11 protein-coding genes are annotated in these 14638 nt (G+C 55.2%); 8 read left to right on the top strand and 3 right to left on the bottom strand.

Features of this window, described 5'->3' with window-relative positions:
• The first annotated feature begins 68 nt into the window (after positions 1 to 68).
• Together ACSQ13_RS00920 and ACSQ13_RS00915 are read left to right on the top strand one after the other, a co-directional pair.
• Entirely contained in the window at positions 69 to 689 is a 621-nt protein-coding gene (locus tag ACSQ13_RS00920; RefSeq protein ID WP_295513085.1) for a polysaccharide biosynthesis/export family protein, read from the top strand.
• A gap of 43 nt (positions 690 to 732) precedes the next feature.
• A complete protein-coding gene (locus ACSQ13_RS00915) occupies positions 733 to 1953 on the top strand; it encodes a hypothetical protein (protein ID WP_435988062.1) in 1221 nt (406 codons plus the stop codon).
• Between the two features lie 2 nt (positions 1954 to 1955).
• Here ACSQ13_RS00915 and ACSQ13_RS00910 read toward each other — a convergent pair whose 3' ends face one another.
• On the bottom strand, positions 1956 to 3152 hold the full coding sequence (locus ACSQ13_RS00910; protein WP_295513088.1) for a glycosyltransferase family 4 protein: 1197 nt from the start codon (positions 3150 to 3152) through the stop codon (positions 1956 to 1958).
• 201 nt (positions 3153 to 3353) lie between these two features.
• Here ACSQ13_RS00910 and ACSQ13_RS00905 point away from each other — a divergent pair, with 201 nt between their 5' ends.
• From ACSQ13_RS00905 to ACSQ13_RS00890, 4 genes are all read left to right on the top strand, one after another.
• On the top strand, positions 3354 to 4673 hold the full coding sequence (locus ACSQ13_RS00905; protein WP_295513090.1) for an HlyD family type I secretion periplasmic adaptor subunit: 1320 nt from the start codon (positions 3354 to 3356) through the stop codon (positions 4671 to 4673).
• A 60-nt stretch (positions 4674 to 4733) separates the two neighbouring features.
• Complete coding sequence (locus ACSQ13_RS00900) at positions 4734 to 5657, top strand: glycosyltransferase (RefSeq protein ID WP_295513092.1); 924 nt, start codon at positions 4734 to 4736, stop codon at positions 5655 to 5657.
• 139 nt (positions 5658 to 5796) lie between these two features.
• Positions 5797 to 7194 (top strand): oligosaccharide flippase family protein, encoded by a 1398-nt coding sequence (locus ACSQ13_RS00895; RefSeq protein ID WP_295513093.1) that lies wholly within the window; start codon positions 5797 to 5799, stop codon positions 7192 to 7194.
• A gap of 2 nt (positions 7195 to 7196) precedes the next feature.
• A complete protein-coding gene (locus tag ACSQ13_RS00890) occupies positions 7197 to 8297 on the top strand; it encodes an acyltransferase family protein (RefSeq protein WP_295513094.1) in 1101 nt (366 codons plus the stop codon).
• Here the strand turns inward: ACSQ13_RS00890 and ACSQ13_RS00885 are convergent.
• Positions 8278 to 10362 (bottom strand): hypothetical protein, encoded by a 2085-nt coding sequence (locus tag ACSQ13_RS00885; protein ID WP_295513095.1) that lies wholly within the window; start codon positions 10360 to 10362, stop codon positions 8278 to 8280. The genes ACSQ13_RS00890 and ACSQ13_RS00885 overlap by 20 nt on opposite strands.
• A gap of 462 nt (positions 10363 to 10824) precedes the next feature.
• Between ACSQ13_RS00885 and ACSQ13_RS00880 the strand changes: the two genes are divergently transcribed.
• The gene (locus tag ACSQ13_RS00880; protein WP_435988061.1) at positions 10825 to 11943 is read left to right on the top strand and encodes an O-antigen ligase family protein; all 1119 of its coding nucleotides are present in this window, start codon (positions 10825 to 10827) and stop codon (positions 11941 to 11943) included.
• 141 nt (positions 11944 to 12084) lie between these two features.
• Complete coding sequence (locus tag ACSQ13_RS00875) at positions 12085 to 13818, top strand: type I secretion system permease/ATPase (protein ID WP_295513098.1); 1734 nt, start codon at positions 12085 to 12087, stop codon at positions 13816 to 13818.
• Between the two features lie 247 nt (positions 13819 to 14065).
• Here the strand turns inward: ACSQ13_RS00875 and ACSQ13_RS00870 are convergent, their stop codons facing one another.
• Positions 14066 to 14395: a DUF2322 family protein gene (locus ACSQ13_RS00870; protein WP_176250989.1), complete on the bottom strand. Its 330-nt coding sequence runs from the start codon at positions 14393 to 14395 to the stop codon at positions 14066 to 14068.
• Between the last annotated feature and the right edge of the window lie 243 nt (positions 14396 to 14638).

Raw genomic sequence — 14638 nt, 5'->3', positions numbered from 1 at the left:
TTTACAATTCTTTAACTCCTACGGGGTCAATTGGATGTGACGGAAGATTCAGGTCTGAAAGGAAACACATGCGTTGGTTGCTTGCTCGAACGATTTTTCATGTCCGGCTGACCACCGTGATATATGTGGCCGTGATCCTGGGGGCGGGCAGTGTTGCGGCGCAGTCTTACCATATCAGGCCGGGTGATATTCTGCGGATCGAAGTGCTGGAGGACCCTGAACTGAACCGGTCCGTTCTGGTCACGCCGGATGGTAGGATTTCGGTGCCGATGGCCGGAACGATGCGGATATCCGGGCAGCCCGTCGAGGCGGTTCAACGGGGCCTTGCCGCGCGTCTGTCGGCCAGTTTCGCCAACCCGCCGAATGTATTTGTGTCTGTCGAACGACTGGCAGAAAGGCGACCCGACATGCGCCAGCCAACGGAACCAAAGCTGATTTCCGTATTCGTAATGGGCGAAGCAAACAAACCCGGACATTTCGAAATTCCGGAAAATACCAATGTATTGCAAGCCTTTGCCGCGATGGGCGGGTTCACCAAATTCGCAGCGATCAAACGCGTCCAATTGCGGCGCGCGGCCAAGATCGTGCCGCTGAATTACCAACAGATCGAAGCAGGGTCTGCGGCCGCACAGATGACATTGCAAGATGGCGACGTGATCGTTGTACCCCAAAGACGTCTGTTTGAATGAAGGCCAGGGCATGATTGGCCCGATACGATGCAGCCTTTTGACGGTGGCGATTCTGATTTTGTTCACCAATCTGGCGCAAGCCGGTGGCACGGGTGGCATCGCATTGACTCTTTCGGTCGAAACCTCGGTGCAGGGCTACTCTAACCCGGCGCTCAACACGGTAAACCCGCAAAGACTGAACCAGACAAGCACCGCTTTCCGCTTTGGACTGTTTAGCGAAACGCGCAGTCAGCATCTTGCTTTGAAAGGCGGGCTGTCCCTGCGCGCATCGGGGGGCGCGGGTGCAGGAAGCGTGGCAGATGGGGCAGTCGATCCGTTCTTGGCGATCCAGTATTTTCGACAGGCGCGCGATGCCTCGTTAACCTTTGACGCCAGTGTGAAAGAGGCTGATTTGATTCAGATGGACGCGACCGCCTTTGGGCCAGCGCTTCCTATCGGGACAGCAAGGCGCAGGCAGCTCAGTGCTGAACTAAACCTGAAATGGAGAGAAAATGCCCCCTTGGGTTTCGGTATTTTGGCGGCCAGCGAACAGGTCAAATACAAGGGCGGCACCGCAATCGGACAAGGCGGCCAAGTGCTGAGCGGCGCATCACGCCAGCGGATCGACCTGATGGCGCGGCTGGATTTGAACAGGGTCAGCCAGCTGACCACTACATTGGGCTATCGCGTTTTCAATCAAGAGACAGTGACCGGCCGCCGCGAGAGTTACGGCTTTGATACTACTTACCAAATTGATCGTCCGAGCGGGCCGCTGGCGTTCAAATACGGGTATGTGTCGACGGAAAGCGGGCATCGCATGCACGCAATGATCGAGCGGAGCATCAGCTTGCCTGATGGGGCGTTTGTGGCGGGTGCCGGTATCGGCCGCACTGCGGGCGGCGACCGGCATGTCATCGGGCATCTAAACTACCATGCCGCACTTCCTTTCGGGGGTGTGGAAACCCGCCTAAGACGCGCGTTAGCAAGCAGTGATCAGGATGACAGCGAACAGATCAATACACAATTCGGGGTGGGGGTTCATCTGGATATGACCCCATTGGACCGGCTGTTGTTTCGCCTCGACTGGGCAGAGGCGGAAAATACCCTGTCGGGATTAACCACGATGAACCGCGCAATCGCTGTTAGTTATGCGCGCACATTGAAACGTGACGCGACATTCAACATCGGGCTGCGCCGCCGTGATATCCGCGATACGGTCACGGGTGCAGGGCGATCAAACGAGGTTTTCATTTCCCTTACCCGCAATTTTGAAACGCGTTATTAAGTCTATTTTTCAAACAAACGTGCATAGGCCGCCAAAAGCGATTGCTCGGAATGCGTCCAGGACAATCGGTCCAGAACACGGTTGCGCCCTGCTTTACCCATGTCGCGTCGCAACGCGGGGTTGTCTATCAGCGTTTCAATTTTTATTGCGAAATCAATGGGGTCGTTGGGTTTGGCATAGAGCGACGCGGGGCCAGCCGACACGCGGCCTTCGGTCAGGTCAAATTGAACCACGGGTTTTTCCAAGGTCATGTATTCCATCACCTTATTCATCGTCGAAATGTCGTTCATCGTATTTTTAGGGTCCGATGCCACACCAATATCTATTGCATTCAAAGCATCCAAAAGATCTGGGCCATACAGGGCACCGGTAAAGGTAAAATGCTTTGTCAGGCCCCGGTCCGTCACATCTTGCATCATGTCACGACGCGCCGGACCAAAGCCGATAATCAGAAAATGCACATCCTTGTGAAGCGCATTCACCAGATGATCGGCGGCGCGCACCAGTAAATCCATGCCTTCTTGCTGCCCGATGACGCCAACATAGCCGACCAGAGTTTCGGCCCCTTTGCGATAGGTCGCATCGCCGGTGGCGGGCAGGAATTGTTCGGTTTTTGGTGCGGACCGAACGGTGAAAACATCAGACGGGTCCATCTTGCCCCGCGTCATCGCGATGGCGCGAAAACTGTCGTTGGTTGCCATTGAAACGTCAGCGACCCGAAAAGTGATCCGTTCCAATACGCACATCAGGCAGTGTATCACGCCACGTTTTCCAAACTTGGCCTCAAATAGTTCCGGGCTGACATCATGGTGGTCGAACATATATTTGACGCTCCGGTGCCGGTATAAAAGCGCCAGCAAAAAGACCAGATCAGGTGGATTGCAGCCTTGGATCGCATCGAACCGGCGTCTTTTCCACACCTTTTTGGCAAGCCTATACCATTGCCAGATGGCATGACCGTATTCCTGAGCATAGGCGAGAACGCCGGAATGTGCTTCGACCGGAAGCGTGTATCGATAAATGTGCACGCCTTCGATAACCTCGTAGGTGGCATCCCATCCGCGCCCCATAGGCGAGATGACAGAAACCTCGTAACCTGCGCGCGCAAGCGTCGTCGCCTCGAGCCAGACGCGGCGATCCAAGGGTACCGGCAGGTTTTCGACGACGATCAGAATGTGGCGATCTGTGTGTGTCGTCATATGCCCTGCGGAGTTAAGAAAAGGTTCGTTTATTGGTGTCAAAAGAAATGAATTTTTCGTAAATCCGCGGCGAATTAATATTGATTCGTCAGGATTAGTCCTCTGTTTGACTGCTCGCTGCCGCGAAGCTGACACATCTTTCAGGCGATTTCAGCGGGCGTGTGTTGCACATGCAACCTGCTGCTGCCTGAGAGGACCAATATGCCGATCAATACCCCGTCAGGGCCTGAAACGAGCCTGGCAAGACTAAGCGCTGTTGGCTTTAGCGCCGTCTTTATCCTTGTCGGAATTCTGGGCGGATGGGCTGTCACCACAAAAATCAGCAGCGCGGTTATCGCAACCGGGCAAGTCGGCGTCGCGGGGAAACCCAAAACCGTGCAAAGCCCTGATAGCGGTGCCCTGGTCGAAATTTTGGTTGGCAACGGTGATTTTGTTGAAAAAGGTCAGGTGCTTGCCCGATTGGACCCGACCCTTGTTAAAATCAATCTTGGCCGGGTCCGCACGCATCTATCTGCGGCGCTCACCTTGCGCGCGCGATTGCACGCAGAACGCACCGGGGCGCGGCAGTTGGTGTTCGCCTATGACGAACTGCGGATTCCGGTTTCTGAACTCAGCGCCTATTTAGGCGATGCTGAAAACCTTCAGCAGGATATTTTCCAAGCCCGAAGGGACCTTAGGATCGGGTCGCGACGTCAGATGCGCGGGCGCATTGCCGATCTGGACACCCAGATGCAGGGGGTTTTGGCGCAGATCACATCGCTGGAACGGCGGCAGGTTTTGTTGGATCAGGAACTACGGAATATCAATGCATTGATGGGAAAAGGACTGTCGCGACAGGAAAAACTGACAGATGCGCTGCGCAGGCAGGCCATCTTGGAAGGGGATCTCGCGGCCCGACAATCCGAGCTGGCAAGCATGAAGATCAGACGGCACGAGGTGGCCGAAGATGCATCCCAAGAATTCCGCACAATTCAGGAACAAGTCACCAGTGACCTGCGCGATGTGCTTGTTGAAATAGACGAGCTGACACAACAGATTTTCACCCTTCAGGCGCAGCTTGACCGCCTGGATCTACGCGCGCCCGCAGATGGGATCGTTCATGAACTTGCCATGACGACGCTTGGGGGCGTGATCCGTGGCGGGGATACACTGTTGCAGATCATACCCCAGAATGCCGGTTTCTCCTTTGAGGTGCGCGTGCCGCCGCGCGATATAAATCAGGTACGCCAGGACCAGCTGGCACAGATCGCCCTGACAGCGTTGGATCAACAGAGCGCGCCGAAATTGGATGGAACTGTTGCTGCAGTGTCGCCGGAAACCGTTCAAGACCGCTTAACAGGCGAATATTTTTATCGCGTTACCCTCGATGTCCCACAGGCCGAGCTTGCTCGGCTGCCCAAGGCCGAACGATTGATCGCTGGAATGCCCATTGATGTATTTCTTCAGACGGGTGAAAAATCCGTTTTTCACTATCTGACCGAACCATTGTTGGCGCAAATCAGCCACGGATTTAGGGAATAAGTTTGAAATTCAGGCGCAGGCGTTAAGCAAACCTTTACCTAAAAGATGTCTTAAGACCGGATGAACCATGCGCGCGCCTTGACAGAGATTACCGTCGTGATCCCCCATCTTAACCAAGCTGGGGGTTTACTGCGCTGCCTGACTGCTCTTGATGCGGGTCGGCGGCAGCCCGTTGAAATCATTGTGGTTGATAACGGGTCTGCCCGCCCACCCGATGGTATTTGCGCAAAGTTTGACAATGTCCGACTGCTTCACCAACCGCTGGCGGGGCCGGGCTTGGCGCGAAACCTTGGGGTAGAACAGGCAAAAGGCGCGATTATTGCCTTTATCGATGCCGATTGCATCCCGGCCCCTGACTGGCTGGCCGTTGCAGAACGGGCCTTGCAGAATCAAGGTGTCGACATCTTGGGCGGCGATGTGCGGATCGCCTATGATGACCCCAAACGGCTGACCGCGATCGAAGCATATGAAAGCATTTTTGCCTATCGAATGGATCGCTACATCCGGCGGCAAGGGTTTACTGGCACCGGAAATATGGTGGTGCGGCGACGGGTTTTTGACCGCGTTGGCCCGTTTGCGGGCCTGAAAATCGCTGAAGACCGCGATTGGGGGCAGCGGGCCACCCGATTGGGCCACACCATTCATTATCTTCCTGAAATGACGGTATTCCATCCACCCCGGCTCTGCTTCTCCGACCTTCAGATCAAATGGGACCGCCATATTTTTCACGACCTGCAAAAGGCTGGCGGACAGGCCCGCAGATTCTGGTGGATCGGCAAGGCATTGCTGTTGGTTGGATCACCCATCGCTGAAATCCCGCGCATATTATTTTGCAGAAGGATCAGCGGGTTGCGCAACCGTGGCAAAGCATTTTCCTGCCTCGTCAGGATCCGGATTTATCGCGCAAGGCGGATGCTGCATCTTATTTTGGGCGGGGTTGATAGCCACCTTGTCACCCAGTGGAACAGAACTGATGCGAATTAACCAACCGTCTTTGCGAAAGGCTGAAACCCCTGCCCTGCCCCGCCACGAGGGCTTGAAACCTGTACCGGATGAAAAGCGGCAGAATAGACGAAATTTTGACCCGGTTTCCATGCGCTCCGTCAGAGCGGGTTAGCGCAAGATGTTCCGCTCCCTTGGCTTGATCCTGTCCGGAAACGTTGCAAGCGCCGCCTTGATGATGGCCCGCACTCTTTTGGTGTCGCGCCTGATCAGTCTCGAAGATTTCGGGGTGGGATCAATATTCCTCCTGACCTTGGCCATGATCGAGATGATGACCGCCCTGGGGTTGCAACAGCAAATGGCCCAATCGGCTGACGGTGATAGCCCGTCTTTCCAAAATGGCCTGCAAGGGTTTGCTGCGATAAGGGGTATTTTCTGCGCAGGTCTGCTGCTGCTCATCGCATCACCCCTCGCCTCATTTTTTGGGATACCACAGGCGCTTTGGGCGTTTCAGTTGATTGCTTTTGTGCCGCTGGTTCTGGGGTTTACCCATTTTGACGCGCATCGTTTCGGTCGCCAGATGGCGTTCGGCCCGACTGTTACCCTTGGCTTGCTGCCGCCCGCCGCGTCGCTGCTTTCTGTGTGGCCCTTGTATCAGCAGTTCGGTGATTACCGTGTTCTGCTGTTTTCAATTTTGGTGCAAACCGCACTCTCGTTCATCGTCTCGCATGGTGTCGCAAAACGGCCATATCGCCTTTGTTTTGATCGCTCTGCGATGCAGCAATCGCTTCGGTTCGGGTGGCCGTTGATGGTAAGCGGGGCATTGCTGTTCTTGGTGTTTCACGGGGAACGCAGCATCATCGCACTTCGGTTCAGCCTTGAAACGCTGGCGCTTTTTTCGATGGCGCTGTCGTTAACCCTAACCCCGGCCTTGGTGATCTCGCGCAGCACGATGAGCTTTTTCCTGCCGCAGCTTTCGGCCGCCCGTGGGACGCGCAGCTATGCAGGTTTAGTGACCGCCACCTTGCAGGCGCATATTCTCATGGGCTGCGCGATGGTTGTCTGTGTCGCGCTGTTTGGTGGGCCTTTTTTGCTGACAGTGCTGTCGGAAAAATACGCGGCCGCGATCCCGTTGCTGGTCTGGCTGGCCACATTATACGCGGTTCGCGTTTTCGCCGGGGGCTGCGCAATCGTTGCCTTAGCGGCAGGCCACACCAAGAATGAAGTTATCACAAACCTTGTGCGGGTGTCGCTTTTGCCGGTCGCATGGCTGGCCGTCAAAGACGGGGGCAATGTTATGATATTGGTCTGGATCGGTATCGTCGGGGAAGCTGCGGGTTTTGGGGTCGGCTTGTCATTGGCCCTTGGTCGCCAGACCTTGCCGCTGCGGCCGCTCCTCATGCCGCTTGCCATCGCCATGCTTATTCTAGGCACTGCCGTTATGGTCGGTAACCACCTTAGCTGGGGGGCCGCTGCGGCCCTTTTTTCTGCGAGCTTCGCTGTTCTTGCCCTAACGATGGCTGAGTTGATGACCTATCTGCGCTGCAATACCGCCACCGGATTTATGGCGGAGACATGAGCATGGGGTTAAAATCTAATTCAACACGCACCCGTTTCAGGCAAAACACCACAATTCGCCTGCATTCCGCCGCGCACGGGCGTGACAATAATTTCAACCTGATCCGGTTTTGCGCAGCCAATGCTGTGCTTATCTCTCATGCATGGCCCATATCGCTTGGACCGCACAGCATCGAGCCGCTGGAATCCACAACCGGTCACACCATGGGGGAACTGGCCGTTTATGTCTTTTTCGCGCTGTCCGGTTTCTTGATCGCGGGGAGTTTTGAGCGGTCACGTTCGCCTGCGGACTTTATCCTCGCACGCATGGGCCGGCTGTTTCCCGGCCTCGCAGCCTCGCTGGTGTTTGTGGCCTTTACGCTTGGGCCCTTGGTGACGACTTTACCCGCATTAGACTATCTATCAGACCCTAACACCTTCTCTTTTCTTGCCCGAAACGTCACCTTGATCGCCCCGCAATATACCCTTCCGGGCGTATTCACTGATTTGCCCTACCCTACAGTCGAAGGGTCAATCTGGACGTTGGCGCATGAGGTCGCGTGTTATTTCGGGCTGTTTATCTTGGGCCTGACCGGCGTGCTGTCGTCACGCGTTTCCTTTGGCACCGTGTTGATTTTCTATGCGTGTCTGGCGGCCTTGCCGTTCGACTGGCCGCCGCGATTGATCCAGTTACAAACGCTGTCGTTCCCGTTTTTGGTCGGTACCATCTTTTGGGTCTGGCGCGGTCAGATCACCTTGTCTGTCCCGGTCATGCTGGTGCTGGTGGCGATTGCCTGGCTCAGCCATGAAACCCGCCTTGCCTTTCCGACGCTGATATTGGCGCTCAGCTATACGGTATTTTGGCTGGGATATGCGCCATCGGGCGCTGCCAAAAGCTTTAACAGATTTGGCGACTATTCTTACGGGATCTATATCTATGCATTCCCGATGCAGGGCCTCGCAATCTGGCTCTGGGGGCCAATGGGGCCACTGTTGAACATCGCGCTGTCATTGCCGATGGTCCTGCTCTGTGCCGTTGCATCGTGGCATTGGATAGAGCGGCCCGCGCTTGACTACGTGCGGGCCGGCGCGTTTCAGCGGCCCGTCAGGCGGGCGTGGCGATAGCCCCGATATAGGCTGCGGTGCCGATACTATTTCCCATCAGGTCAAATGAATATGCAGCGGCTCCCAGCGGAATGACCGGCACGGCAGTGCCCGCATTTGGCGCATAGTCTCCGTTGCCCGTGTTTGTCCCCTGATGCGACTGATCGGCAACGAAGTCCGGCTGAAGACCCGTCACCTCCCCCGTCGAACCGATCTCCCCAAGCCACGAAGCCGGCCCGTAATCTGTGGCGTTATTTGAACCGTTCAACATCGCATTGAACGACCAGCCGACCTTGTATCTGACCGGCCAGTTCCCCGTATTCCCGCTTTGACTCGCAAATACATCGCTTTTCATATTCAGCCGTTCAAACAGATTAAACTTAACATGTGCGGATTTAGCCACGTTCACAGCGCCATCCAGATACAGCAGATTGACGCGCTCTCCGACGACAGTGTTGTGTTGAACAACGATGTTTTCCGCCGGATTTGCATCGCTATCTGCATTCAACCGGATCGCGGCATTACTGCTCGTACCCCAACTTTCAACGACATTCCCGACAAAGGCGAGGCCACGCGGCCCAATCGGGGCGCTGACACTGATAATCGGGTTGGTCGTTGTCCCGTTAGAGAACTTATTCCAGCCAAGGAAAATTCCTGTCATTTCAGGCCGGGCGGTTGTGGCATCGCGCCAGGTGAACTCTGGCAGGTCCGAACACCCCGCCGCTTGATAGGTGATCGACCCCGCACAGCGCTCGCAACCAATGGCCGTTACCATCGTGGCTTCGGTCGAGAAAAAGTTGCCCTGCTGTGGATCGCCCCCCGCACCAATGCTACAGTTTCTTTGAAAGAACCGACCAACGCGATAAACCCACGCGCCATAGTAATTGGTGTTATTGGCATCCCAAATGCAGTTTTCCGCCACGAAAAGACTGCTGGCCGATGACGCGGCACTGTCCAGAAACACCACGCTTGCGCCCGTCTTGCGCAGGGTCAGATTGCGTATCTTCAGCAGGGTTGGAATGGCGTTGAACTTGCTGCTGCCCCCATCTGTCAGAACGGTCGTTTCCCGCGCGGCAGGGTCGGCGGCCTCCACGATCAAGGGGACATCAACGCTGCTGCCTTGGCTTTTGAACGGGCTAAAGCTGTGTACCCCTTCGACCAGCCGGATGACGCCACCACCCGCATCATTCACGCGGCCATATGTGGTCGAGTTGAACGCGCGAATTTCCGTGCTCGCCGCCGCAATCGACGCAAAAGGGAGTGCGGCGGCATGCGCCGGGTTGGCTGAAACGACACCCGCCCCATCATCGCCGGCGGTTGGATCGACATAGGCAAAGGCGGTTCCATAAGCACCGGAGCGATCATTCAACAGACGCAATGTGGTCAAGTTCGGGGAAGGGTAAGGATCGGCGTGCAGCGAAATCGTAAACGCCTCGCCGACCCAAGGATAGATTACCGCATCAATTGTCAGAACAGCGCCTTGCGTTAACAAGGACAGATCCATGTCAGTGGCAAAATGCGGCACATGCAGGCCAGAGGCATCAAAGCTGATCTTCGTCATTGCCGACACTGTTTGCGCGACGCTGGTAACCCCGTCAGTGGCAATAAACTGCACCGCAGCAACCGGGCGTCCTTGGCGCGCAAATGCATGTGCGACAGCAAGACGAAGCCTATGGGTCGGTCCGGTGGCATGTTCGCGATCATGGTTAAGCCACATCGCAATCGGTTTGGGGTAGGCACGGGTGCTTGTGTTGGTCGCGCCGGCTACCGTGTCGGCCGCGAAAACATAGTCCGACAAAGCCACATCACCATCCGTCAGGGTTGCGTGATTGGGGTAAGGGGCGCGAACGCGGGCGGAAATTGTGATGGTTTCCATATGCATGACCTGCGCGCCTGACCCGTCAAACCCCTGTCTTTCTACCGCAATAGGGTCGGCTATTTCCCCTGCAATATCAGGATAAATTGCGCGCCAGCCATCGGACAAAATTTCCGTCACCCCTGCCGGTGGCGTGACCTCTGGCACCGTCCGGATGTCGCCAACTCCTGTTTGCCCAAGCTGCGTGCCGATCCCGATTGTCATTTGCATGGCAAACCTTCCTGTTGCTTATCAATTCAGGCTCCGGGGTATAGCAGCGTGCAGATTGGCGTTGCGTCTGTGTCACCTTGATCGTTGGCATGGTTAATCTTCACTAAATCTTAAGGCTCTGGGGGTTTTCTGACTAACACGCGCAAGTGAAGTCATCGGGTCGCGACAGGGATTTAGTGGATGAGCCCCCAAAACCGTTATTGCCGCGATCAAGACGCTCTTGCCATCGCGCCCCGCGCGCCACGGACCTATGCCGCGATTAGCGTGGGGGTGTTTCTTGCGCTCATTATTCTGCCCATCGGGTTCAACGTCGGATCCCTTTTTCTGTCAGGGGTTCGCTTTTTCCTGGTCACGCTGAGTGTGCCGCTCGCCGTGAATTTGCTGCGCGGTCATTACGGGGCTTTGCGTTTACCGGATGCGTTTTTCGCACTCCATTTCGGTTGGATGGTTCTGGCGCTTTGGGTGAACAACCCCGATCAGATGGTCCAGAATGCGGGCGCGACAGGGGCTGAATTTTTCGGGGCTTATCTGTTGGGTCGGGCCTGTATCCGCAGTAGTGATGATTTTCTCACTCTTATCCGTGCGCTGGTCGGGTGTATCGTCCTTTGCTCCCCTTTCGCGATCTTCGAAGCGATCACCGGAACGTCCCTGTTGATTGAAATTGCGGGGAAAATTCCGGTTATTTCCGCACCGACCGACCTTTCTATCGACAAGCGGCTGGGGCTGGAGAGAGTTCAACTTGGCTTTGAACATCCGATCCATTGGGGGCTGTTTTGTTCAATCGGAACGGCCCTGTGTTTCGTCGGCCTCGCCGGTCAATTGACGTTACCAAAGCGTCTGGCCCTCACCCTTATAACCTGCATTGCAGGCCTGTCGGCGCTTTCCAGCGGTGCAATTCTCGCGATCGCCATACAGGTCGGACTGATCCTCTGGGCAACGCTTTTTGAAAAAACCGCCAAACGTTGGGTGATCCTGCTGGGGGTGCTTTGTCTGTGCTATCTCGTTGTGGATTTGGCATCGAACCGAACACCCCTGCGCGTCTTTATGACCTACGCGACGTTTTCCGCACATAGCGCATACTGGCGCGCCACGATCTTTGAATGGGGGATGGTTAATGTGTGGGCAAACCCGATCTGGGGCCTGGGCCTCAAGGACTGGGTGCGCCCGATCTGGATGCACACCCCCAGTGTCGACAATTTCTGGCTGCTGATTGCCATGCGTTACGGCCTGCCCGGTTTCAGCCTTTTGGCAGCCGGCTATATTTATGCCCTTTGGCGCATAGGCACACGATCATTACAGGTGGACGATCGGCAATGGAAATTTCGCCGCGCGTGGATGTTTTGTATGCTCGGCCTGACATTTGCCTTGATGACAGTACACATCTGGGGGGCAATTTACGCCATGGTTTTTTTCATATTCGGTGCTGGCATCTGGCTTTGGCCCCAGAAGGCCGAAACCGCCAAAAATTCAGAAATCCACTATATTCAATTGAACCCGTCCTTTCCCTTTCACAAACCATCGCAGGCCCCCTACACACGGGCTGTCGTTCAGGGATTTGGCTATAGTAAAAACCCTAATTAGAGACTAACTCGGGCTCTAATCATGCTAAATTAATTTCACAAAAATCGATCAACTTATCCGTAAAAAGATCTGGGCCGCTTGCCAAAGATAAAGGGTTTTCGCCTAGCTTCAGGATCAATCAGTATCCAAGGAGCAATGGGAATGGCGGGGGCGAAAGCGTCAAATAAATATGCTATTGCACTGCGCCGCCAGAAAGCAGGCTTTGCGGTTATCGTGCTTTTCAGCGGCCTGATCAGCATTTTGATGCTCACCGGTTCAATCTATATGCTTCAGGTCTATGATCGGGTCCTGTCCAGCGGGTCAATCATCACATTGGTCGGCCTGTTCAGCATCGTCGTGGTCCTTTATCTTTTTTACGGGCTGTTTGATCTGCTGCGCCAACGCATGTTGTCACGGATCGGAACGCGACTGGAATTCGATCTTGGCCGCGACAGTTTTGTGGCTCAACTACAGGCCTGTCAAAGCCGCGAAAACATCAGGGTTGATCCGCTTGGACAGCTCTCTGTCCTTAACCAGTTTTTGTCCGGCCCCTCTGCATCCAGCCTGTTTGATGTGCCATTTGCCCCGCTGTTTCTGGGCGTTCTTTTTATTGTCCATCCGGTTCTTGGATTGATCGTCGTGGGCGGCGCTATGGTTGCCGCGTTTTCTGGGTTTCTTGCAGGGGTGATTGCGCGGCGGTGGCAAGACCGGCGCACTCAAGACGCGACAGTTCAGTCTGAATTCTCGACCGAGGCGATGCGAAATTCCGAAACCGTATTGGCGATGGGCATGCAGGGTTGCCTTGCGGATCATTGGCGCTCCATGCAGATCAAAAACCTCGGCACCCAACAGCGGTCAGCCCGTGGGACTGAAATTCTTGCATCCTTTAGCAAAACTTTCAGGGTGCTGCTCCAGTCAACTATTCTGACCGTTGGCGCGGTGCTGGTTCTAAATGATCAAATCACACCGGGTATGATCATCGCTTCCTCGGTCCTTTCGGGCCGGGTTCTGGCACCGATTGATCAGGCGATCAGCCAGTGGCGCAGCATCGCAAAGACCCTGTTTGCCCATAGATCGCTGCATGATTTCTTTGAAAACACCCCTGATCGCGAAAGCAATATTGACCTCCCCAAACCTGCGGGACGGATTACGGTAACGTCGCTTACGAAATTTTCCGACAATGCGGCCCATACGCAGCAAGAGCTTCTGCTGCAAAGTGTCAGCTTCAATCTTGAGCCGGGGGACGGGCTGGGCGTGATCGGCAAATCTGCGTCGGGCAAGTCGGTATTGGCCCGTCTTTTAGTCGGCGCATGGAAGCCAGATCGCGGCGAAGTGCAAATCGATGGTGCCGCCTTTGACAAATGGCCTGCGGGTGCAATCGGACGACATATCGGGTATCTGCCTCAATCCGTGATCTTGTTGCCCGGCACAATTGGTCAGAATATTGCCCGCTTTGACCCGCTTGCCACCGATGCCGACATTATCGCTGCAGCCAAGCTCGCGCGGGTCCACGACTTGATCCTGCGTCTGCCCAATGGCTATGCGACCATGGTCGGCGGCAGATCCGGGACGCCCTTATCCGGGGGGCAAATCCAGCGCATTGGCCTTGCACGCGCGGTCATTTTTTCCCCTGCGCTGGTGGTCTTGGACGAACCCAACGCAAATCTTGACGGTGCTGGCGACGACGCCCTTGAAAGGGCGATTTCGGATTTACGGGCTGCGGGCAGCACGGTGATCGTCATGGCCCACAGACCAAGCGCTATTGCCGCAGTGAATAAAATTCTCGTTCTTGATCAAGGGCGTATGACAAGGTTTGACACGAAAAAGAATGTTATGGGTGCCGCTAACACGCAGCGGGCGACAACTGTTCAGGGACAACTATCCAAGCAAGCCTGATGAGTTTTCATATGCTTATTGGCTTTTAGCATGGCCATTCCTCCAACCCGGATCGCGCAGGGTGGCCGCCTGTTCTAGCTGTCAGGTCGTGGTATTTTGGCCAGCACCTTGGTAGAAATCGGCCCAAGACCATCCGGGTGTTCGACCTTCGGGTAACGACCGATTTTGACCATCGCAAAAATATCATGAAAGCCGGGTTCGGGGCGTGGCTCCCAAAAAACCTGTAATGCAGATGGACCGTGTCTTCTTAAGCTTCAAAAAGCCGTATGCTCAAAGGATCAGCGCCACCGACGATTTCCAGCAAGCGGTCGATGTTTGGATGCGCGCCCGGGCGGTTCCTCGCATCTTCTGTGTGCTCGGCAAACACGGCAAGGCCATGTGCGGCGGCTTCTGCATCCAAAGTGCCGAAGCTCTGCTCCAGATACCGATAGACGGCGAGCGAACCCTGCTTGCCGGGCTGGTTTTCGATAGACGAGACAACGATACCAGTCGGGTCGATAAGGTCGATGCGAGCGAGGCCCTCGATTGACGGAAGCAGTTGCAGATTGTTCTTGAACGAAACAGTGGGCTGGATCATCGCGAAATCCTTTTTGGAAATTATTGCAAGGTGTTAAGCAGTTTTTGAACGCTGATACTAGGCCATATAGACTGATAGATAATTTCGATGGGAGGTTGCGTTCAAAGTGGATCATGACTGGGTTGATAAAATCTGAAATAGCAACTCAGACTTTGACCTCACTCCAAAGGGCACTCACCGGGAGAGCAAAGCTTCGGTCACCAAAGGTGAACTTTTCTTGACCCAGGTAAAAGACAATCCCTG

Source organism: Sulfitobacter sp. SH22 (assembly GCF_965641905.1).
Lineage (GTDB): Bacteria > Pseudomonadota > Alphaproteobacteria > Rhodobacterales > Rhodobacteraceae > Sulfitobacter.
This window is presented reverse-complemented; position numbering and strand designations above follow the sequence as displayed.

Bases quoted from the DNA above. Each gene is read 5' to 3' on its own strand.
- ACSQ13_RS00920 (WP_295513085.1), top strand. From the start codon at position 69: ATGCGTTGGTTGCTTGCTCGAACGATTTTTCATGTCCGGCTGACCACC.
- ACSQ13_RS00910 (WP_295513088.1), bottom strand. From the start codon at position 3,152: ATGACGACACACACAGATCGCCACATTCTGATCGTCGTCGAAAACCTG.
- ACSQ13_RS00905 (WP_295513090.1), top strand. From the start codon at position 3,354: ATGCCGATCAATACCCCGTCAGGGCCTGAAACGAGCCTGGCAAGACTA.
- ACSQ13_RS00900 (WP_295513092.1), top strand. From the start codon at position 4,734: ATGAACCATGCGCGCGCCTTGACAGAGATTACCGTCGTGATCCCCCAT.
- ACSQ13_RS00895 (WP_295513093.1), top strand. From the start codon at position 5,797: ATGTTCCGCTCCCTTGGCTTGATCCTGTCCGGAAACGTTGCAAGCGCC.
- ACSQ13_RS00890 (WP_295513094.1), top strand. From the start codon at position 7,197: ATGGGGTTAAAATCTAATTCAACACGCACCCGTTTCAGGCAAAACACC.
- ACSQ13_RS00885 (WP_295513095.1), bottom strand. From the start codon at position 10,362: ATGCAAATGACAATCGGGATCGGCACGCAGCTTGGGCAAACAGGAGTT.
- ACSQ13_RS00875 (WP_295513098.1), top strand. From the start codon at position 12,085: ATGGCGGGGGCGAAAGCGTCAAATAAATATGCTATTGCACTGCGCCGC.
- ACSQ13_RS00870 (WP_176250989.1), bottom strand. From the start codon at position 14,395: ATGATCCAGCCCACTGTTTCGTTCAAGAACAATCTGCAACTGCTTCCG.